At 63.5% G+C, this 21,847-nt stretch carries 17 protein-coding genes; 12 read left to right on the forward strand and 5 right to left on the reverse strand.

From position 1 onward, the window contains the following. The first annotated feature begins 97 nt into the window (after window positions 1–97). From EDF61_RS04050 to glpK, 3 genes are read left to right on the forward strand one after another with little or no spacing between them, the layout of a single operon-like run. Window positions 98–1,777 carry a glycerol-3-phosphate dehydrogenase/oxidase gene (locus EDF61_RS04050; protein WP_105658316.1) on the forward strand — a complete coding sequence of 560 codons (1,680 nt, stop codon included), beginning with the start codon at window positions 98–100 and terminating at the stop codon, window positions 1,775–1,777. A gap of 59 nt (window positions 1,778–1,836) precedes the next feature. Next, window positions 1,837–2,565, forward strand: a complete 729-nt coding sequence (locus EDF61_RS04055; RefSeq protein ID WP_105658317.1) for an MIP/aquaporin family protein — start codon at window positions 1,837–1,839, stop codon at window positions 2,563–2,565. 17 nt (window positions 2,566–2,582) lie between these two features. After that, window positions 2,583–4,103 carry a glycerol kinase GlpK gene (gene glpK, locus EDF61_RS04060; protein ID WP_105658318.1) on the forward strand — a complete coding sequence of 507 codons (1,521 nt, stop codon included), beginning with the start codon at window positions 2,583–2,585 and terminating at the stop codon, window positions 4,101–4,103. 111 nt (window positions 4,104–4,214) lie between these two features. Here glpK and EDF61_RS04065 read toward each other — a convergent pair whose 3' ends face one another. Continuing rightward, on the reverse strand, window positions 4,215–6,089 hold the full coding sequence (locus tag EDF61_RS04065) for an HNH endonuclease (protein WP_133833346.1): 1,875 nt from the start codon (window positions 6,087–6,089) through the stop codon (window positions 4,215–4,217). Window positions 6,090–6,378: 289 nt separating this feature from the next. On the opposite strand from EDF61_RS04065, the gene leuS reads away from it, so the two are divergent. Genes leuS through holA form a run of 5 tightly spaced genes read left to right on the forward strand, consistent with a single transcriptional unit; the run spans window position 6,379 to window position 13,770 of the window. Then, entirely contained in the window at window positions 6,379–8,868 is a 2,490-nt protein-coding gene (gene leuS / locus EDF61_RS04070) for a leucine--tRNA ligase (protein WP_181148905.1), read from the forward strand. A 9-nt stretch (window positions 8,869–8,877) separates the two neighbouring features. After that, window positions 8,878–9,816, forward strand: a complete 939-nt coding sequence (locus tag EDF61_RS04075) for a DegV family protein (protein WP_133833347.1) — start codon at window positions 8,878–8,880, stop codon at window positions 9,814–9,816. A 15-nt stretch (window positions 9,817–9,831) separates the two neighbouring features. Beyond that, entirely contained in the window at window positions 9,832–10,479 is a 648-nt protein-coding gene (locus EDF61_RS04080) for a ComEA family DNA-binding protein (RefSeq protein WP_133833348.1), read from the forward strand. Beyond that, window positions 10,476–12,743, forward strand: a complete 2,268-nt coding sequence (locus EDF61_RS04085; protein WP_133833349.1) for a ComEC/Rec2 family competence protein — start codon at window positions 10,476–10,478, stop codon at window positions 12,741–12,743. The genes EDF61_RS04080 and EDF61_RS04085 overlap by 4 nt, the downstream gene beginning before the upstream one ends. A gap of 34 nt (window positions 12,744–12,777) precedes the next feature. After that, window positions 12,778–13,770 (forward strand): DNA polymerase III subunit delta, encoded by a 993-nt coding sequence (holA, locus tag EDF61_RS04090; protein WP_133833350.1) that lies wholly within the window; start codon window positions 12,778–12,780, stop codon window positions 13,768–13,770. Between the two features lie 175 nt (window positions 13,771–13,945). On the opposite strand, the gene rpsT is transcribed toward holA, so the two are convergent. Together rpsT and EDF61_RS04100 are read right to left on the reverse strand one after the other, a co-directional pair. Beyond that, window positions 13,946–14,206, reverse strand: a complete 261-nt coding sequence (gene rpsT / locus EDF61_RS04095) for a 30S ribosomal protein S20 (protein WP_105658324.1) — start codon at window positions 14,204–14,206, stop codon at window positions 13,946–13,948. Window positions 14,207–14,376: 170 nt separating this feature from the next. Next, the gene (locus EDF61_RS04100; protein ID WP_133833351.1) at window positions 14,377–14,946 is read right to left on the reverse strand and encodes a type II toxin-antitoxin system PemK/MazF family toxin; all 570 of its coding nucleotides are present in this window, start codon (window positions 14,944–14,946) and stop codon (window positions 14,377–14,379) included. 112 nt (window positions 14,947–15,058) lie between these two features. Between EDF61_RS04100 and lepA the strand changes: the two genes are divergently transcribed. Next, window positions 15,059–16,906 (forward strand): translation elongation factor 4, encoded by a 1,848-nt coding sequence (gene lepA, locus EDF61_RS04105; RefSeq protein WP_105658326.1) that lies wholly within the window; start codon window positions 15,059–15,061, stop codon window positions 16,904–16,906. Then, entirely contained in the window at window positions 16,907–18,136 is a 1,230-nt protein-coding gene (gene hemW, locus EDF61_RS04110) for a radical SAM family heme chaperone HemW (RefSeq protein ID WP_105661289.1), read from the forward strand. A 16-nt stretch (window positions 18,137–18,152) separates the two neighbouring features. Here hemW and EDF61_RS04115 read toward each other — a convergent pair whose 3' ends face one another. Then, on the reverse strand, window positions 18,153–18,554 hold the full coding sequence (locus EDF61_RS04115) for a DUF4870 domain-containing protein (RefSeq protein WP_105658328.1): 402 nt from the start codon (window positions 18,552–18,554) through the stop codon (window positions 18,153–18,155). A 90-nt stretch (window positions 18,555–18,644) separates the two neighbouring features. Further along, complete coding sequence (locus tag EDF61_RS04120) at window positions 18,645–19,514, reverse strand: DUF3097 domain-containing protein (RefSeq protein WP_133833352.1); 870 nt, start codon at window positions 19,512–19,514, stop codon at window positions 18,645–18,647. Between the two features lie 127 nt (window positions 19,515–19,641). Here EDF61_RS04120 and hrcA point away from each other — a divergent pair, with 127 nt between their 5' ends. Then, window positions 19,642–20,655 carry a heat-inducible transcriptional repressor HrcA gene (hrcA, locus tag EDF61_RS04125; RefSeq protein WP_133833353.1) on the forward strand — a complete coding sequence of 338 codons (1,014 nt, stop codon included), beginning with the start codon at window positions 19,642–19,644 and terminating at the stop codon, window positions 20,653–20,655. A 65-nt stretch (window positions 20,656–20,720) separates the two neighbouring features. Next, entirely contained in the window at window positions 20,721–21,845 is a 1,125-nt protein-coding gene (gene dnaJ / locus EDF61_RS04130; protein ID WP_105658331.1) for a molecular chaperone DnaJ, read from the forward strand. Window positions 21,846–21,847: the final 2 nt, after the last annotated feature.

Consider the following 21,847-nt stretch of genomic DNA (forward strand, 5'->3'; position numbering starts at 1 on the left):
CACTTCTGCACGTTTGTGCATTTTGTTTGACCGCTTTGCCGTTCAGTAACAAGACTAGCTTCAGACTCATTCAATATTTACATAAGGGGCACAAATCGTGATTCGGGAACAGCTAGCCAAACTGCGCGAACGTCCGCAGGCGCAGGTTCTGGTTGTTGGCGGTGGCATCAACGGCGTAGCGACCTTCCGCTACCTGGCCATGCAGGGGATTGATGTAGCCCTGATCGAGCGCGGCGATTACTGCCAGGGCGCTTCGGGTGCCAGCTCGCACATGATCCATGGCGGAATCCGCTATCTGGAGAACGGCGAGTTCCGCCTGGTTCACGAGTCGGTGCAGGAGCGCAACTCGCTGCTGGAGATCGCTCCGCACTACGTGAAGCCGCTGCAGACCACCATTCCCATCTTCTCCACCTTCTCCGGCATCCTCAGCGCACCGATGCGCTTCCTGTCCCACAAGTCGGGCAAGCCAACCGAACGCGGGGCGGCGCTGATCAAGGCCGGGTTGATCATGTACGACGTGTTCGCAGGGATCGGCGGACGCAACACCCCTTGGCATAACTTCAAGGCCGGCAAGGCTGCCCGCCAGGATCTGCCAGCACTGCGCGATGACGTCAAGTACACCGCCACCTATTTCGACGCCTCGGTGCACAACCCCGAGCGGCTGACCCTGGATGTGCTGCGTGAAGGCCTGAACGCCAACGACGAGGCCCGCGCCAGCAACTACGTTGAGCTGGCCGGCGTCGACGGCGGCACCGCGAAGCTGCGCGATATGCTCTCCGGCGAAGAATTCGACTTCGACGCCGATGTCATCATCAACGCCACCGGCGCGTGGGTGGATCTGACCAACAAGGACCTGGGCCGCGATACCAAGTGGACCGGCGGCACCAAGGGTTCGCACATCGTGCTGGATCACCCGGAACTGCTCGCCGCTACCGGAGGCCGCGAAATCTTCTTCGAGCATGAAGACGGCCGAATCGTGCTCATCTACCCGATGCTCGGCCGCGTGCTGGTCGGCACCACCGACCTCGAGCACGACATGAACGAGCCAGCGGTATGCACCGACGAGGAAGTCGACTACTTCTTCGAGCTGGTCCACCATGTCTTCCCGGGCATCAAGGCCACCAGGGAACAGATCGTCTACAAGTTCTCCGGCGTGCGCCCCCTGCCCAGCCATGACGACACCGCGCCAGGCTTCGTATCCCGCGATTACCAGATCAAGGAAACCCGCCTGACCGACGCGACCACCATGCTCTCGCTGATCGGCGGCAAGTGGACCACCTTCCGCGCACTGAGCGAGAACCTCGGCGGAAAGGCCCTGGAATTCCTCGGCGCCCGTGAAGTGAAGTCCACCGCCGGCGTAGCCATCGGTGGCGGAAAGAACTTCCCGGCCAACGAGGGCGAACTCGCCGCTTGGTATGCCGCGCGCGAGTCCAAGGCCGGCCGCGAACGCTTGCGCGTGCTGCTCGAACGCTACGGCACCGGAGCCGATGCCCTGCTGGAAATCATCGGCGGCAACGAAACCATGCTAGAGCACACCAACGAGCTGTCCTGCCAGGAGTTGGCCTACATGGCGAACCAAGAGCAGGTGGGCCGGTTGATCGATGTCTTCATCCGCCGCACCAACCTGGCCTTCCGCGGCCTGGTCACGAAGGATTTGGTAATCGAGGCAGCTAATTGCCTTGCAGAGCCGATGGGTTGGGACCAGTCCCAGACCCAAGCCGAGATCGACCATTCGCTCTCGGTACTCGCAGAAGCCCACGGAGTCACCCTGGTCTAACCTGCATCCAGGCCGGCGGCAAGGCGCCGCTGGCACTCGAAACCACTAAGAGGTCAACGTTGTCCACTCACGTGTTTCTCGCCGAATTAGCCGGCACTTTCATTCTCCTGCTGATGGGCGGCGGCGTCTGCGCGAACGTCGCCCTGAAAGGCACTCTCGGCAGCGCCGCGGGCTGGGTAGCCATCAGCTTCGGCTGGGGCCTGGGCGTCTATTGCGGCGTCTGGATAGCTGGGATCTCCGGAGCCCACCTGAACCCGGCAGTCACCCTGGGCCTGCTGGTCAACCCGGACGTTGCCGAGTACGCCCCCGGCGTCGCCAAGACCATGGCCAATACGCTGCTCTACTTCGCGGCGCAGTTCATTGGCGCCTTCCTGGGTGCCGTGGGCACCTGGCTGTCCTACAAGAAGCACCTGGATGATCCGCAGAACGCGGGCACGCAGCTGGGCGTCTTCGCCACCGGACCGGCCATCCGCTCCTATGGCTGGAACCTGGTCTCGGAAATCTTCGGCACCTTCGTCCTGGTGTTCGTGATCGCCGGACTGGGGCACACTCCTCACGAGCTTGGCCCGCTGGCTGTCGGCCTGCTGGTTGTTGCCATCGGCCTGTCCCTGGGTGGAGCCACCGGCTACGCCATCAACCCGTTCCGCGACCTCGGTCCACGAATTGCCCACGCCATCCTGCCGATCAAGGGCAAGGGCTCCTCCGACTGGTCCTACTCGTGGGTTCCGTTGGCTGGTCCAGCCATCGGCGGTATCCTTGGCGGACTTGCCGCCGCGCCAATGTTCTAGAAAGAGAGCAGTGAATCATGAGTGAAAAATTCGTCATCGCCATTGACCAAGGCACGACCAGCTCCCGCGCAATTGTCTTCACGCACGCCGGTGAGGTGCATTCGGTAGGCCAGAAGGAACACGAGCAGATCTTCCCGGCTGCCGGATGGGTCGAGCACGATCCAGCCGAAATCTGGAGCAACGTGCGCGAAGTGATTGGCCAGGCCCTGTCCAAGGCCAACCTGACCCGCCACGACATCGAGGTCGTCGGCATCACCAACCAGCGTGAAACCGCGGTGGTGTGGGATAAGAACACCGGCGAAGCCGTCTACAACGCGATCGTCTGGCAGGACACCCGTACCCAGGACATCGTCGACGAACTGGCAGCCGATGGCGGCCTGGAACGCTACAAGCAGACCGTTGGCCTGCCCCTGGCGACCTACTTCTCCGGCACCAAGATCAAGTGGATCCTGGACAATGTCGAAGGTGCCCGGGAGCGTGCCGAAGCAGGCGACCTGCTCTTCGGCACCACCGACAGCTGGGTGCTGTGGAACCTGACCGGCGGCGTGGACGGCGGCGTGCACGTCACCGACGTGACCAACGCATCACGTACCCTGTTCATGGACCTCAAGACCCTGGACTGGGACGAGAAGATCCTGGCTGACTTCGGCGTGCCGCGCTCGATGATGCCGCAGATCCGCTCTTCTTCGGAGGTCTACGGCTCCGTGCACACCAACCAGCTGCTGCGCGAGGTGCCCGTTGCAGGCATCCTGGGCGACCAGCAGGCGGCGACCTTCGGCCAGGCGGCCTTCACCGCAGGTACCGCGAAGAACACCTACGGCACCGGTTGCTTCCTGATCTTCAACACCGGCACAGAGATCGTGAATTCGACCAACGGCCTGCTGACCACCATGGCCTACAAGCTGGGCGAGAACGCACCGGTGTACGCCTTGGAAGGTTCCATTGCCGTGGCCGGGTCGCTGATCCAGTGGCTGCGCGACAATATCGGCATGATCGCTACCGCTCCGGAGATCGAGGAACTGGCAGCCAAGGTGGAGGACAACGGCGGCGTGTACATCGTTCCGGCCTTCTCCGGGTTGTTCGCACCATATTGGCGCTCGGATGCCCGTGGCGCGATCGTGGGCTTGACCCGCTATGCGAACAAGAACCACATCGCCCGTGCGGCCCTGGAGTCCACCGCATTCCAGACTCGCGAAGTCCTGGATGCGGTCAACGCCGACGCAGAGGTTCCGCTCACCGAACTGAAGGTCGACGGCGGCATGGTGGCCAACGAAGCCCTGATGCAGTTCCAGGCTGACATCCTCGGCGTGCCAGTGGTTCGCCCGAAGGTCACCGAGACCACCGCACTGGGTGCAGCCTACGCTGCTGGCCTGGCCGTTGGCTTCTGGAAGGACCTGGGCGAACTGGAAGACAATTGGGCCGAGGACAAGCGCTGGGAGCCAACCATGGATGAGGCTACGCGTGAGCGCAGCTTGCGCCTGTGGAAAAAGGCTGTCACCCGCACCTTCGACTGGGTCGACGAAGATACCAAGGCCTAAGCGCAACCGTGGCTTGGCCGGTTCCGAGCCGGCCGCAACCGGCAACGCCCGAATCACCCGGATGGGTGGTTCGGGCGTTGCCGGTTTAACCCGCGGGGCAGCTCAATCGCCTCAATCGCCCGATGCGGCCTCAGGGGTGTCTTCCTGGCCTGGACGCGCGGTTTCCTGCGCGGCGGGTCTGCGGCGCGCGGGGGACTCGCCGGCTTGCCGGGCGTCCCAATAGGTATTGCGGCGGGGCTTTTGCTCCGGATCGACATGTGCAGGCATGACCACGTGCGGCAGCCCATCGACATCGATGACCTCGAGCTGTCCGGCATGGCGCTTGTGGTGATCGGACGTGCACATTCCCGCCCCGGACCAGACACTGGTTTCGCCGCCTTCGGACCAGGGCTTCTGGTAGTGGTCGGTTTCGACATGATCCGGCGGCGCGGTGCAGTCGGGCACGATGCAGCCGCGATCCCGGGCCATGATCGCTTCGCGGATCCGGCCTTTGTGGTAGCGCATCTTGCGCCCCATATCCAGTACTTGGCTGTTGCCTCCAAGGACCATCGGGATGATGTTCGCCCTGGCGAGCAGCTGCCGGAGTTCTCCGGGCGGGATGTCGATGCCATTTGCGGTCATGCCGTGCGCGTCCGCCAGGTTCTGCAGATCCGCGAGCCACAGGTAGACCACGAACTTCGGGATGACGACTTTTCGCTCGCCGCCAGCAAATGGTGCGCGCAACAGCGCCATGAACGCGTTGAGCCGGCGACGATGCACATCGGGCTGCCCGGCGGGGGAGTCCTGCAGGTGCGGCTCGTCTTGCGCCCCGTCTTGCGGTTCGCCTTGGGCCTCTGCCTGCTTTGCGGTGCGGCCGCCGTCCGGGTTCTGGCCATCGTGAGCTTCTGGTTCCTCTTCGGCCCACGGCGGCATGGGCTGATCGCTGCGCAGCCACGACGGCGGCTCGGGTGCGGCTCCACTTCCGTTGCCAGCGTTCTGGCCTGCCGTGGACTCCTGGTCCGCTTGGGAGTCCTGGCCCTCTCGCGGGCCGCCGCTGGCGCTGGATCCCGAACCTGCCGGGCGCTGCTGCTGGGGATCGCGATCGGCCCGGCCGGCCTTGGTTCGTGGGTTGCCGGCCTGCGTGAGTACCGAATGAACCAGTTGCGCGTCGGTGGCATCGGTGCGCAGCGAGAAGAAATGCACGCCGTTTTTCACCGGGCCGATGAACATGCCGAGCTTGGGAGGCAGCTGCTTGCCGTGCAGTTCTTTGTAGGTCCTGATTGAGGTACTGATCTGCTTCTGCGCGGCGGCGGGGCCCAGCTCCCGCAGGGAGTGGGCCGCGGCTTGGTCCAGGCTGCGGCCATCGGTGCCATGCGCCAGCAGCGGCACGGGCACGCCGTCAAAGATGGTGTCCTGCGGTTCGAGCCGTTCAAGGCGCCGCGCGGCGGAAGCGATGGCCCGGCGGTTGGCAGCGCCCTGCCCGTAGAGTTCGGCCAGATGCTCGAAACGCGGCGCGCAGATGCCGCCATCGGGGGTGCGCCGGCCAATGAGCAGGTGCGCGTCGGCAATGCGCCGTTGGGCTTCGAAGTAGCTGATGCCCAACCATGCGGCCAGCAGCTGGGCGGTGTCCTTGTAGCAGCAGCGCCCCGGGGCAAGGTCCGGTTCCCCGGCAAAGAGCCCGTCGGTGATGGCGTCGGGGTCATCCGCAGGCAAACGCAGGGCCGCGTAGCTGTCCAGTGCCAGCGCCCGGGCGCCGGTGGCCTCGGCATGCAGTGCGCCGGCGTGTTGCTCGCAATGGACTTGCTGGGCGAACCTTTCGGTGAGCTGCAGATGCGCCAGGACCAGGCGCGGGTCGCTCGCATCGCGCACCAGCTTGCCCAGCGCGGCATACAGGGCCAGGCACAGGTAGCCAAGGCGCAGCACCATGGCACCGGACAAGGCCGGTCCGAGGTGCATCGGGGCCTGGCATGCGGTGCGCAATGCGGCGATCAGGGCTGGCGCGTTCATGGCTCCATGATCGGGCGCTGGAAGCTCCTGCCCCTGCGGGCAGCTGCGGGATGTGGATAACTGCGGTGGCGCCGCGTTTGCCGCTGTGTGCAATCTTGCGCTTCATCGATGCGCGCGTGGGCAGGGGATATGCGATAGAATCGCGATATGAATCCGAAGCGCAACCTAGCCTGAGCACGGCCCGTTGGCCGTACCCCCGAGTGGAAATTTGGGGGCTTTTGTTGTGTCTGGAACCAAGAATAAGTTTTTCCTATCGGAAATTTTCCGCAAAGCGTGTGAGAAGAGCAGCGTGACATCATCGACGAACGAACCCAGGACCTACGACTTCAAGGACATCGAGTCCAAGTGGCTTCCGGTGTGGGACGAACTACAGGTGTTCAAGCCCGCCGATGATGGCAGCCGCGAACGCCGCTATGTGCTGGACATGTTCCCCTACCCATCGGGCGATCTGCACATGGGCCACGCCGAGGCCTTCGCCATGGGCGATGTGGTCGCGCGCTACTGGCGCTTGCGCGGCTATGACGTGATGCACCCGATCGGCTGGGACTCCTTCGGCCTGCCCGCAGAGAATGCCGCGATCAAGCGCAATGCCCACCCTGCCGAGTGGACTTACAAGAACATCGATACCCAGGCCGCCAGCTTCAAGCGCTACGCGATCTCCGCCGATTGGGATCGCCGCTTGCACACCTCGGATCCGGAGTACTACCGCTGGACCCAGTGGCTGTTCAACAAGTTCTACGAGAAGGGCCTGGCCTACCGCAAGGACCACCCGGTGAACTGGTGCCCGAAGGACCAGACCGTGCTGGCCAACGAGCAGGTCGTCAATGGCGCTTGCGAGCGTTGCGGCACTGCGGTGACCAAGAAGTCGCTGAACCAGTGGTACTTCAAGATCACCGAATACGCTGACCGCCTGCTTGAGGACATGGAGCAGCTCAAGGGCCATTGGCCTGAGCGCGTGCTGCTGATGCAGAAGAACTGGATCGGCCGTTCCGAAGGGGCCGAGGTCACCTTCGGGATCGAAGCGCACGAGGACAAGCCTGCGCTGCAGATCCCGGTCTTCACCACCCGCCCGGACACCTTGTACGGTGCTACCTTCATGGTGGTCGCCGCCGACGCGCAGCTGGCTGGCGAACTGGTCACCGATGAGCACCGCGCCGCCTTGGAGGAATACCAGGAGCAGGTCAAGGCCCTGTCCGAGATCGAGCGCCAGTCCAGCGAACGCGAGAAGACCGGCGTATTCACCGGCCGCTACGCGATCAACCCGCTCTCCGGGGAGAAGCTGCCGGTCTGGGCGGCGGACTACGTGCTGGCCGACTACGGCACCGGAGCCATCATGGCCGTGCCTGCACACGACCAGCGCGACCTGGACTTCGCCAAGGCCTTTGACCTGCCAGTACGCGTGGTCGTCGAAACCGGTCTGGAAGACCCGAACGAAACCGGCACCGCCACCGCGGGCGAAGGCCAGCTGGTCAATTCGGGGCAGCTGTCCGGTTTGGAGAAGACCGAGGCGATCGCCAAGGCCATTGAGATCGTGGAAGCTGCCGGCACCGGCAAGCACACCATCAACTTCCGCCTGCGCGACTGGCTGCTGTCCCGCCAGCGCTTCTGGGGCACCCCGATCCCGATCATCCACTGCGCCGATTGCGGCGAGGTCCCGGTTCCCGACGACCAGCTGCCGGTGCGCCTGCCCGATAACCTGCGCGGCGAGCAGCTGGCCCCGAAGGGCACCTCCCCGCTGGCCGCCGCCGAGGAATGGGTCAACGTGGCCTGCCCGCAGTGCGGCGGCGCCGCCAAGCGCGACACCGACACCATGGACACCTTCGTGGATTCCTCCTGGTACTTCCTGCGCTTCGTCTCCCCGCAGTACACGCAGGGCCCTTTCGACCCGAAGGCCGTGCGCGACTGGATGCCGGTAGGCCAGTACGTCGGCGGGGTCGAGCACGCGATCCTGCACCTGCTGTACTCGCGCTTCTTCACCAAGGTCATCCACGACCTGGGCCTGATCGACGCGACCGAGCCGTTCTCCGCGCTGCTGAACCAGGGCCAGGTCCTGAACGGCGGCAAGGCGATGAGCAAGTCGCTGGGCAACGGCGTGGATCTGGGCGAGCAGCTGGACAAGTTCGGCGTCGACGCGGTACGCCTGACCATGGTCTTCGCCTCCCCGCCGGAGGACGACGTGGACTGGGCCGATGTCTCCCCATCGGGCTCGCAGAAGTTCCTGGCCCGCGCCTGGCGCATTGCCCAGGACACCACCAGCGAGGCCGGCGTGGACTACGCGGCAGGGGACAAGGCGCTGCGCCAGGTCACCCACCGCACCGTGCATGAATCCGCCGCGCTGCTGGATTCGGGCAAGTTCAACGTGGTCATCGCCAAGACCATGGAGCTGGTCAACGCGACCCGCAAGACCATCGACTCCGGTGCCGGGGCAGCGGACCCGGCAGTGCGCGAGGCCGCCACGGTGACCGCCCAGCTGCTGAGCATGTTCGCCCCGTACACCGCAGAGGACATGTGGGAAGCGCTGGGCTATGCGCCCTCCGTGGTCACCAGCGCCTGGCCTGAAGTGGACGAGTCGTTGCTGGTCGATGACACCATCACCGCGGTCGTGCAGATCAAGGGCAAGGTCCGTGCCCGCCTGGAGGTTCCGGTGGACATCACCGAGGAGCAGCTGCGCGCCCAGGCCCTGGCCCACGAGTCGGTGATCCGGATGCTCGATGGCAAGGAGCCGCTGAAGGTCATCGTGCGTGCGCCGAAGCTCGTGAACGTGGTTCCCGCCCCGTAAGCTCGGCTCATGACTGAACGCCAGAAAAGCTCGCGCGCGGGCTGGCTGCCCAAGTGGCTGGCCCCGCGCGGGCTTTCGCGTACCCGCATCGGGGTCGTCTCCGATTCGGCGTCCTGCCTGCCCGGGCATTTCGGGCCGCATCCGGACTTCATCGAAGTGCCGATCCCGATCATCGTGGACAACCATGTGCACGGCGAAGACCTGCAGGCGCTGATGATGGGCCTGGCCATGGGCAAGGCGGTGAAAACCTCGCGCCCGGCGCCAGGCGAGTTCGAACGCGCCTACCGGCAGCTGCTCGACGCCGGCTGCGAGTCGATCATCTCGATCCACATGTCCGGGGCGCTGTCGGGCACCGTGGAGGCGGCCCGCTTGGCGGCCCGCAGCTTTGACGCACCAATCACCGTGGTCGATTCGCGCACCGTGTGCCTGCCCCAGGGATTTGCCGTGGCCGATGTGCTGGCTGCCCGCGCCGCCGGCGCCCCGCTGGAGATGCTCGAGCAGATCGCCGGCACGGCCACCGCCAACACCGTGTACTTCGCGGTGCCAAGCCTTGAGCAGCTGCGCCGCGGCGGCCGGATCAGCGCGCTGTCCTCCGTGGTCGGCAGCTTGCTGAATTTCAAGCCGATCCTCGGGATTGCCGAGGGCTCGATCGTCGCCCTGGAAAAGCCCCGCTCCTTCGCGCGCGCCACTGCACGGCTGGTCGCCCTGGCCTTGCGCGACGCCCGCGACGCCAGTGGCGAGGTGCGGCTGGGGGTGATGCATTTCGGCGCCGAGGAACTGGCCGAGGAAATCGCCACCGAACTGGCACCGTTCAGCGTCATGCCGGTCGTGGTCGAGTCCCTTCCGGCGGTGCTGGCCGCGCATACCGGCCTGGGCGTGATCGCCGTGTGCGTCGCCCCCAGCTATCCACAGTCGGCGTCCATCCTGGATCGGCCGCCGGCGCCATAGCCCAGACTGTGGCCCATGGGCCGCCACGACTTCTTCAGCAAGTACGCGCCACGTCCCGGTCGCCTGAGATTCGCGATCTCGCGCGTGGCCGTGCTGGTGCTGGTCATCGTGGTGCTCGCCTGGATTGCGATCTCCATCCTGCTCGCGCCACCGCCGGTCGCCCAGGAGCTTGAAACAGTTCCGCTGGTATCCGACCCGTCCGCTTCGGCGCCGGCGGACCACCAGTCCCCGAGCCCGGCCGCACCCGAGGTCACGGTCCACGTGGTCGGCGCGGTGAAGAAGCCCGGCGTCTACCAGCTGCCCGTGGATTCGCGGATTGCCGACGCGGTGGACGCCGCCGGCGGGCTGGCCAAAGGCGCACGTGCGCAGATGGTGAACCTGGCGGCCAAACTGGTCGACGGCCAGCAGGTGGTCCTTCCGGGCGCCGAAACGGCCACGGAACTAGCCGCGGCACCGAGCGCGACGGCGGGCGGGAAGATTTCGCTCAACAGTGCCGATTCCCAGACCCTGCAGGAGCTTCCGGGGATCGGGCCGGCATTGGCAGCCCGGATCATCGACTTCCGCACCGAGAACGGCCCGTTCAGCTCCGTGGAAGAGCTGGATGCGGTACCGGGCATCGGTCCGGCGCTGCTGGGCCAGCTGAGCGAACTGGTGATCCCGTGAACACCGATTTCCGCGGCCTGTGGCTGCTGGGCGGCGCGTGGACCGCCGCCTATTTCACCCTCCCGGTCTGGTTGCTGTGGGTACTTTCCGCGCTGATGGCTGTCCTGTTGTTCCTGCTTTTGCGGCCCCGGCACGACCGCGCCTACGCGGCGCCATGGTTTACCGGTCCTATTATCCTGCTCCTGGGGGTGGTGGCCGTCAGCAGCCTGGCCTTCACCGACCCCCAGTGCCAGCTGCCGGGCGCCGGCGAGCAACAGCGCCGTGCCGTGGTCCGCTTCGAGGACCCGGCCACCGCGCAGGGCCAGGGGGCTGCCGCCGGCCGGGCGGAAATCCAGCGGTACTGGGCCAACGGCCAATGGGTGCCATGCCGGGTGCCGGTCTTCCTCACCATTGATTTCGGGGTGCCGGCCACTGCGGGCGAGTTCGAGACCATCCTCGACTTGGAAGCAGCAGCTGCCGGCGCCTTCGATTGGTGGGCGCATGCCGCCAGTGAACCGCAGGTGAGCTCCTGGGTTGAGCCTACCGCCGCGGATTACCTCAAGGAACGGTTCACCCAGGGCCTGCGCGGCCTGCCGGACAATGCCCAGGCGCTGCTGCCTGGCATGCTCTATGGCGATCGTTCCGGACAGGACGAAGCGTTGAGCGAGGCGATGAGATCCAGCGGGTTGAGCCACCTGACCGCGGTGAGCGGATCGAACATTGCCCTGATCGGGGCCATTGTGCTGGTGCTGCTCCGGCTGTTTTCGGTGCCACGGGCACCCAGCGCGATCTTGATGATTGGCGTGGTCGGGCTCTTCGCCTGGTTTGCCGGGCCGGATCCCAGTGTCCTGCGCGCCAGCCTGATGGGCAGCATTGCGGTCATCTCGGTGCTGCTGGGTCGTGGCCAAGGCTCTCTGGGAATACTGTGCCTGAGCGGAACCGCCTTGCTGGCTATCGATCGCTCGCTGGGTGCCGAACCGGCCTTCGCCCTGTCGATGCTGGCGACCCTGGGAATCATCATGCTCGCCCCGGCCCTGACCGAAATTCTTCTCCACATATTCCCGGCCTGGTTCGCGCAGCTGACGGCCATTTGCTGCGCGGCACAGTTCACCTGCCTGCCGGTGGTCATCGCGTTGAATTCGGATTTCAGCCTGTACTCGCTGCCCGCGAACCTCGTGGTCGCGCCGTTGCTGCCCTTGATTACTGCGCTCGGCATGGCCTGCCTGCTGCTGTGCACGCCGTGGCCAGCGCTGGAATCGGTGCTGATCTGGGTTCCGGGGCTGCCGGCAGAAGCCATTGGCCAGGTGGCCCATTTCGTTTCCGGGCTCCCCGGTGCCGCCCGGCCGTGGCCCGAAGGCCTACCCGGAATCGTCTTGGCAGTGATGCTCTCCCTGGTGCTTTGCACCCTGCTGGTGCTGGGCCGGGAAACCGAGAGGCTCCGGGTCAGGCAGGTGTCCCTAAGCGTGCTGGGAGCGATCCTGGTATTCGCCGTAGCGCTCGTTCTGCCTGCGACGCTGTTCTACCGGGAAGATATCGCGCCGCATTGGAGCATTGCCATGTGCGATGTGGGCCAGGGCGACGCCTTCGTCATCAATCTGGGGGATTCAGAGGGCTGGCTGATCGATACCGGACCACCGGAGAGCGGGTTGCTGCTGTGCCTGGAGCGGCTGGGCATCAGCACCTTGAGCAAGGTCTTCATCACGCATACCCACAGCGACCATTTCGGGGCCGTGGGCGAGCTGGAGAATTCGCACGTAAAGATTGGTGAACGCCTGGTCTCGACTGGGTTCGACCTTGAACTATGGCCCGGTGCACGCGCCTTGGAGCCCGGTACGCGGCAGGCTGCAGGGGAGGTGGGCTTCGAAGTCGTGGGCCCCGAGGCGCGCTTCGCGAAATACGCCGAACCCAACGATACATCGCTGGTCATCCGGTTCAGCTTTTCCACCGGGTCCGGGACCATCGATCTCTTCACGGCCGGGGACATGGAAACCGAAGCCATGGATCGCCTGCTGCGCCTGCATCCGCAAGGGCATGCAGCGATCCTGAAAGCCTCGCACCATGGGGCACGCAACGGCGGAACCGAAATCATCGAGCAGATCCGTCCGCAGATCCTGCTGGTCTCCGCCGGGAAGGATAATTCCTATGGACACCCGCACCCCGAGACCCTGGCGATGGCGCAGCAGGTCGGCGCGACGGTGATTCGCACCGACCAATCGGGTACCGTACTGCTCACATTTACCAGCCAGGGCGTTCTGGGTACCTCCCTGGGTACGCCGGTTCGGTAGGATCGTTATATCGACCGATGCACTAAGGAGTTCGATGGCACGCGCCCAAGCAAATCCGGGTATCTCATGGCGGGAACTGCGCCCGCAACCACTGATCCTGTTGACCGGTTCAGAGGATTACCTCGCTTCGCGCGCCTTCGAATTGCTGCGTTCCCAGGCATCCCAGCGGGACGATATCCAGCACACGCGTCTTGACGCGGCAAAGTACGAGCCTGGAGAGCTGCTCATGGCCACCAGCTCTTCGCTGTTTTCCAGCGCCAATCTGGTCGAGGTCCATGAACTGGCCCACATGAACGAGTACTTCCTCAAGGACGCCCTGGCCTACCTGAAAGACCAGGCTCCCGAGAATGTGCTCATCATGCATTACTCGGGTGGTACGCGCGGCAAGAAGCTGATTGACGCGATCAAAGCTGCCGGTGCCCTGATCGTCAATTGCCAACCGGTGAAAAAGGACTCCGAGAAGATCGACTTCGTCCAATCCGAATTCAAAGCCGCCAAGCGCCGGATTACCAATGACGCGGTCAAAGCCCTCGTAGCGGCGGTAGGCAACTCGCTGGCAGAGCTTGGATCGAGCTGCTCCCAGCTGATTGCCGACACCACGGGAACCATTGACCAGGATACGGTCGACAGGTACTACGGCGGCCGGGTTGAAGCAACTGCGTTCAAGGTGGCCGATGCCGCAATTTCCGGCAACGCCCAGATGGCGCTTCGCACTTTGCGCCATGCGCTGGGTACTGGAACCGACCCGATTCCCATTGTGGCCACCTTGGCGATGAAGGTCCGCCAGATCGCCAAGGTCGCCGGCGTGAATGAACCCGCAGCTTCATTGGCATCCGAGTTGGGGATGGCGCCGTGGCAAGTTCAGCAGGCGCAGCAGCAGGCTCGCGGCTGGAAACGCAGCGATCTTGCCCTGTGCGTCGAAGAAATAGCGAATACCGACCGCATGGTCAAGGGCGGCAGCCGTTCACCGGGCTACGCGCTGGAACACGCCATCATGTTCATTGCAGGCAAGTCTCCGGGACGCTAGCCGCTGAGGTTCCAGATGGGGGCGGGCACGATGCACTCGTGCGCGCTCCCACTGCTCTTTAATTAAGGCTAGCCATCGGCGCGTGTCTGCCGGGAAGCTTCGATGAGCAGTTCCGGGCAAAACAAAACCCCCGCACTCGATGAGTGCGGGGGAGTTGATGAAGTCTAAGCTCGGCTTAGAGGGCGTTAACCTTCTTGGCGATAGCCGACTTGCGGTTAGCAGCGTTGTTCTTGTGCAGAACACCCTTGCTTACAGCCTTGTCGATCTTCTTGCCAGCCAGGCGCAGTGCCTCGGTTGCCTTTTCCTTGTCACCGGAGACTACTGCCTCGTTGACGTTACGGATCACGGTCTTGACCTCGGAACGGACAGCTACGTTACGCAGACGTGCCTTCTCGTTGGTCAGGATACGCTTCTTCTGGGACTTGATGTTAGCCACTTTAATAAACTCTCTCGTTTATCGTTTTATACGGTCGGTAGAGGGTTCATCCTTCAGGCCATCGACTGAGCGGTGTGGGGCACCTATGGCGACCCGAAGGGGGCGTGTTGCCCAACCTGCGCAACACACAAAGATTAACTTTATCAGATAGGGAGCCTGACAACGAGTGCTTATGCGCGTTCGTTTAGGGCGTTCACCACATTTGAGAAGCGTTCGCGATCCAGGATGGCGCCTTCGCGGCGGACGGCTTGCTCGCCGACTCGGATAATGCGATCGAGCTTGACCTCGCTCGGACGCCGCTCGCGGTCCCAGTCCCCGGTACCGATGTCCATGTAGTTGCGGTCGCGGTGATCCGAGTTGTTCTTCTCCTTGCTGGTGAGCATCAACCCCAGCAGCCAGCCACTATCACGGCCGACGATCAGCACCGGGCGATCCTTGCCCTGCGAATAATCCTCTTCATAGGGAACCCAAGTCCAGACAATTTCTCCCGGATCGGCGTTGCCGTCCTTCGCCGGATTGTACTCGTAGTGAATCTTGCCACGGTAATCACCCGGGTAGCCGGCACCCGCTGGAGAATCCTGCATGGAGTTGGCACGAGAGCGGCTTCCGGCAGTGCTCGGGGACCCGCTGGCCCCGCGGTTGCTGGCCGGGCGCTTGCTTGCCGAATTTGCGCGGACCTTGCTGATTTCCTTCAGCGCGCGCATGACGATGCTAAATATCTTCTCTGGATTCAGTGCCATGGACGACAAACTATCAGTTTCAGGCTGTCGAAATATGAGAAGACGCGGAAATCATGACAGAATGGAAGCTAATCCAACTATGTCTTTTAGTCAGCTAGTGAGGTCTGTTTAGGTGTCTCCATTGGCCCGCACCGCTCCGGTGCCTGCCGCGACCGATCCGTCGCTCATCCGTAACTTCTGCATCATTGCCCATATCGACCACGGTAAGTCGACCCTGGCCGACCGGATGTTGCAACTGACCGGCGTTGTCGCTGCCCGCGACATGAAGGCACAGTACCTCGACCGCATGGACATCGAGCGCGAACGCGGCATCACCATCAAGTCCCAGGCTGTGCGCATGCCGTGGGGAGCCGAAGATGGCACCCCCTATGCACTGAACATGATCGATACCCCCGGGCACGTCGACTTCACCTACGAAGTCTCGCGTTCGCTGGCCGCCTGCGAAGGCGCGATCCTGCTAGTTGACGCCGCCCAGGGCATCGAGGCGCAGACCCTGGCCAACCTCTATTTGGCTATCGAGGGCGATCTGACGATCATCCCTGTGCTCAATAAGATCGACCTGCCCAACGCGCAGCCGGAAAAGTACGCTGCCGAGCTGGCCAACCTGATCGGTTGCGAGCCAGAAGACGTGCTGAAGGTTTCGGGCAAGACCGGTGAAGGTGTTGAAGCACTGCTCGATGAGGTCATCAAGCAGCTCCCGCCGCCTGTCGGCGATGCCAAGGCTCCGGCTCGCGCAATGATCTTCGACTCCGTATACGACACCTACCGTGGCGTGGTGACCTACGTTCGAGTTGTCGATGGCAATCTGTCTCCTCGCGAGAAGATCCAGATGATGTCCACCGGCACCACCCACGAACTGCTGGAAATCGGCGTATCCTCGCCGAACCCCGAGCCCACCAAGGGCCTGGGCGTTGGCGAAGTGGGCTACCTGATCACCGGTGTCAAGGACGTGCGCCAGTCCAAGGTCGGCGATACCGTCACCAACTTCCACAAGCCGGCCACCGAGTCCCTGGGCGGGTACGAAGAGGCCAAGCCAATGGTCTTCTCCGGCCTGTACCCGATGGACGGCACCGACTACCCGGTACTGCGTGATGCGCTGGATAAGCTGCAGCTCAACGATGCTGCGCTGACCTACGAACCGGAAACCTCCGTGGCCCTGGGCTTCGGCTTCCGCGTGGGCTTCCTGGGCCTGCTGCACCTGGAAATCACCCGCCAGCGACTGGAATCCGAATTCAATCTGGACCTGATTTCCACGGCGCCGAACGTGGTGTACGAGGTCATGGGCGAAGACAAGCAGATGATTACGGTGACCAACCCCTCGGAATTCCCGGATGGCAAGATCCTGGAAGTCCACGAGCCAATGGTTGCCGCCACCATCCTGGCGCCAAGCGAATTCATCGGCTCGGTCATGGAACTGTGCCAGACCCGCCGCGGCACCATGCGCGGCATGGACTACCTCTCCGAGGACCGTGTCGAAATGCGCTACCACCTTCCGCTGGCTGAGATCGTGTTCGACTTCTTCGACCACCTCAAGTCCAAGACCCGCGGCTATGCTTCGCTGGACTGGAAGGCCGACGGCGAGCAGGTGGCAGATCTGGTCAAGGTCGACATCCTGCTCCAGGGCGAGCAGGTGGATGCCTTCAGCGCCATTACGCACCGCGACAAGGCCTACAACTACGGGACCATGATGACCTCGAAGCTGCGTGAGCTGATTCCTCGCCAGCAGTTCGAAGTTCCAATCCAGGCCGCGATCGGTTCGCGCATCATTGCCCGTGAGAACATCCGCGCAATCCGCAAGGACGTTCTTGCCAAGTGCTACGGCGGCGATATCAGCCGCAAGCGCAAGCTGCTGGAAAAGCAGAAGGAAGGCAAGAAGCGCATGAAGATGGTCGGCCGCGTGGAGGTTCCGCAGGAAGCCTTCATTGCCGCACTGTCCACCGACGAGCCGAAAAAGAAGTAAATGCCTTCAGTACTGCCTGACGGCGATCCGGCTCCGGCCGATGGTCTGCTCCCTGCCTCATGCGCGCATGAGGCACAGGGGCGGACCATGTCCTTTTATGTGCATATTCCGTTCTGCACCGTCCGTTGCGGCTACTGCGATTTCAACACGTACACCGCCACGGAGCTGGGCTCCGGTTCCAGCCAAGCAACCTACGCTGCCACCGTCAGCAAGGAAATCAGCTTCGCCCGCGAGGTGATGGACCGTTCGGGCCAACCGCACCGCGAAATTGAAACTGTCTTCTTCGGCGGCGGAACTCCCACGCTGCTGCCCGCCGGAGACCTGGTCTCGGTGCTCGGCCGGATCCGCGACGACTTCGGCCTGAAGCCGGGCGCGGAAATCACCACGGAGGCCAACCCGGATTCGGTGACCCGCGAAAGCCTGCAGGAGCTGGCCGACGGCGGGTTCACCCGCGTGTCTTTCGGCATGCAGTCCGCGGTGCCCCACGTGCTCAAGGTGCTTGAGCGCACCCATGATCCGAAGCGCGTTCCGCAAGCCGTTGCGTGGGCGCGCGAGGCCGGCCTGGATGTCAGTGTCGATCTGATTTATGGCACTCCGGGGGAGAGCCTGGCAGACTGGCGCACCAGCATCGAAGCCGCGTTGAGCTACGAACCTGATCACATTTCGGCGTATGCGCTGATCATCGAGGAAGGCACCAAGCTGGCGGCCCAGATTCGCCGTGGCGAGGTACCGAACATCGATGATGACGACCATGCCGAAAAGTACCAGTTGGCCGACGACATGTTTGCCGCGGCCGGTTTCTCCTGGTACGAGGTCAGCAACTGGGCGAAGACCCCGGCGAATGCCTGCCAGCACAACATCGCTTACTGGCAGGGCGGCGACTGGTGGGGCGCAGGCCCCGGCGCGCATTCCCATGTTGGCGGGCTGCGCTGGTGGAATGTGAAGCATCCAGCCGCGTATCAGCAACGGATCGATGCTGGAATCTCCCCGGGCCACGGCCGCGAATACCCGGATGCCGAGGCCGTGCAGCTTGAGCGCACGATGCTGTTGACCCGGCTGGGTTCGGGCATGACGATTAGCGAGCTCGATGAAACCGGACGCAAGAAAGTCGCCGGCTTGATCGCCGACGAGCTGATTGATGCCAAGGCCGCGTTCGCCGGCACATTGGTGTTAACGCAGCGAGGCCGGCTCCTGGCCGACCTCGTGGTGCGTGAACTGCTCGATTTCTAAGACTGGGAAATCACTGCTACTTCATCAGCCGCAGATTGAATTGGTAGCGGTAAGGGCGTCCCTTGTTGGCCTGGATGGCAGCAAGGGCGCCCGAGACCGTCATGAAGACCCAGAGGGCCACGGCGAGTACTGCGAAAAGCCAGCCGATCACCGGCAAGACCATGAGCACATTGAATACGATGGCGAGAATGGTCAGCGGGAACGTGAAATTGAACGCTTCCTTCGATTCCTGTGCAGTGAACGGGCCACGGTCCCGGAATACGGCAAAGACGATTGCCGAAGGAACGCAACCCAAGATGGCACCGAAGTGGGCCATCATTGCCCACTGGCGATCTTCTGAAGGAGTCAGCGGCAGCGCAGAGGTCCTGGAACCTTCGAAGCGGGAATTCTCCGATGGCTTCGTCTGGCGTGATGTCACTATTTTTCCTTGTCTTGCTAAGTGTGGTTCCTCTTATCATAGCGACCGCGGCTGGGCGCACGGGGAGATTCGCAGACTAATCTCCAACTATTAGTCAATCGTTAGGAAACCGTAATCTTCGGTCGTGAGAAAATCGATCAATTCTTCAATCCGGCCCAAGAGCTGTGGTTCAAGCTGCCCGTAATGCTGCACCGTGGACAAGAGCCGCTGCCATCCGATGCCGATGTCTTCCGCGGTGGAGTGCGGCCAGCCAAAGGCCCGGAGCACACCGGTTTTCCAATCGGTGCCCTTGGTGATCACCGGCCAAGCCTTGATGCCCAGTGTCGCAGGCTTGATCGCCTGCCATACATCCACGTACGGGTGGCCGAGGATCAGCACGTTTTGCGCTGCACCGGGGACCTTCATCGCCTCGGCAACGATGCGCGATTCCTTGCTTCCGGCAACCAGGTGGTCAACCAGGATTCCCAGGCGGCGCTGCGCGGAGGGGGCGAAGTCGCGGATAGCCCCGGCAAGATCGTCCACGCCATGCAGCGGTTCAACGACGATGCCTTCAACACGCAGGTCGTGGCCCCAAACTTTTTCAACCAGCTCAGCGTCGTGCTTGCCTTCTACCCAGATGCGGCTCGCCCTGGCTTCCCGGGCCTTCAGTCCGGCAACGGCACGCGAACCCGAAGCCGAGACCAGCTTCTGGGGCGGTGCGGCCTTGGCAACGGGATCAATGATCTCCACCGCTTCGCCTTCGAGGAAGAACCCGAAGCCCGCCTGGAAGGAGCGGGTCTTGCCGTGGCGGTCCTCGAGCACGATCACGCGCATGCCACCGGATTTCTCGGTACGGATGACTTCTCCTACCCATCCTGAGGTGGCATCTTCCAGAATCATGCCACGTTCAACAGGGACCTGGCGGAGTTTTTTCGGTGCCGGTGCACTCAGATCCCGTGGTCCCCAGGAGTAATTAGTCACGTACTGCCTTTCGCTGTGATCGAATACGCTCGAAATCCAATGCTAGCAACTGCTGAACGTATTAGACTTGGCACTTGACAGGTTAGAGTGCCAAAGCCGGGCACAGGAAATCCAAGGAGGTGCTGTTGTGACAGAGACGCGACGCCTAGACGTTCTGCGTGCCATCGTGGAGGACTACGTCCAATCCCGTGAGCCAGTGGGTTCCAAAGCGCTCCTGGACCGGCACAACCTCGGTGTCAGCGCCGCGACGATCCGCAATGACATGGCCTTGCTGGAAGAAGAGGGGCTCATTGTCGCTCCGCATACTTCCTCCGGACGCATCCCCACCGAAAAGGGATACCGCCGCTTCGTCGATGAGATCGGCGAGCTCAAGCCGCTGTCGCGGGCTGAACGCGACGCCATCAACAAGATCCTGGACAGCTCCACGGACCTGGACGAGATGCTCAAGAGCACCGTTCGCCTCCTGGCGCGGTTGACCAACCAGGTAGCAATGATCCAGGTGCCGCACTACGACACCGCTTCGTTGAAGAACCTCGATCTGGTCGGACTGGGCTCGGCCCAGGTGCTGATGGTGATGATCGCTTCCAATGGCACGGTGGATCAGCGCATGATGCCGGTCCAGCGTTCCTACAGCGATGATGAGCTGGACGACCTGAAGCTGTGGCTGCTCAACAATTTCGGGGGAGTGAAGCTTGCCGAACTTGCCGGACGGCTCACCCGCATCGAGCGCAGTTCGACGCAGCAGGCCGACCCCCTGGTGGACCAGGTGATCGGTGCGCTGGAAGAAATGGCCCAGGCGGCCAACGCGCAGCGCATCATCATGGCAGGCACCGCGAACCTCGCCCGCGTGGAAGGGGACTTCCCGCTGAGCATAACCCCGGTGCTCGAGGCGCTCGAGGAGCAGGTAGTGCTGCTCAAGCTCTTCTCCGAGCTGGAAGCCGATTCGCGCGGCGTGGCCGTGGCCATCGGCACCGAGCACCACTACGGGCAGCTGTCGGAAGCCGCCGTGGTCGCCACCACTTACGGCACCGATCTGCGCAACAAGCTCGGGGTCCTGGGCCCCACCCGGATGAACTATCCAACCTCCATGGCCTCGGTTCGTGCGGTGGCACGGTACCTGTCGAAGATTTTGGCTAACTAGCCTCGCTGGGCACCGCCCGGCACTACCGAATTTCAAGATTCTCAGGAAAGGACACGGCGAATAACGTGAGCTCGCATTACGAGACCCTAGGCGTCGCCAAGGACGCGACCCCGCAGGAAATCAAGAGTGCCTACCGCAAGTTGGCGCGTAAGCTGCACCCGGATGTAAACCCTAGCGATGACGCTGCAGAACAGTTCAAGCTGGTCACCCGAGCCTACGAAGTCCTTTCCGACCAGACCAAGCGCTCCAACTACGACGCCACCGGCGATGAGAACGGCAACGGCCACCCGGGCTTCGGCGGTGGCGGCCAGGGCTTTGGCGGCTTCGGCGACATCTTCGAGCAGTTCTTCGGTGGCGGCCAGGCCCAGGGCCCGGCATCACGCACCCAGCCAGGGCGCGACGCGCTGATCACCATCACCATCGACCTGGAAGACGCGGTCAAGGGCACGGTCTACCCGCTGGAGATGGAAACAGCTGTCACCTGCAAAACGTGCAACGGTTCGTGCACGCGCGAAGGCACCAGCCCGGTCACCTGCGATATCTGCCATGGCGCAGGCCAGGTCCAGCGTCCAGTGCGTTCATTCCTGGGCCAGATGATGACCGTGGAAACCTGTGCGGCCTGCCGCGGTTTCGGCACCACCATCCCGGACCCCTGCCTGGAGTGCAACGGCGAAGGCCGGGTGCGCGAGCATGTGTCCAAGTCGCTGAACGTTCCTGCAGGTGTCGACTCCGGCACCCGCATCCAGCTGCGCGGACAGGGCGAAGCCGGCCCGGGCGGCGGGCCTAACGGCAACCTGTTCGTCGAGATCGACGTGCGCCGCCATAAGGTCTTCGAGCGCGCCGGCACCGACCTGCACGCCAAGATGAGCCTGCCAATGACCGCCGCCGCACTGGGTTGCGAGCTGAAGCTGGAAACCTTCGACGGCGGCCAGTCCATCAATGTGGAGCCAGGCGCCCAGGATGGCGACACCGTCACCCTGCCGGGCCTCGGTGTGCCGCGCCTGCGCGGAGGCAAGCGCGGGGACATCATCGTGCACCTGCAGGTGGAGACCCCGACCAAGCTCGACGCTGCCCAGCGCGATCTGCTCGAGCAGCTGGCCAAGCTGCGTGGCGAAGAACTCTCCGCCGGCCGTGTGGAGCACAGCGGCGGCATGTTCTCCCGCCTGCGCGACAAGCTGAACCAGCGCTAGGC

The organism is Arthrobacter sp. JUb115 (assembly GCF_004365035.1).
Taxonomy (GTDB): domain Bacteria; phylum Actinomycetota; class Actinomycetes; order Actinomycetales; family Micrococcaceae; genus Glutamicibacter.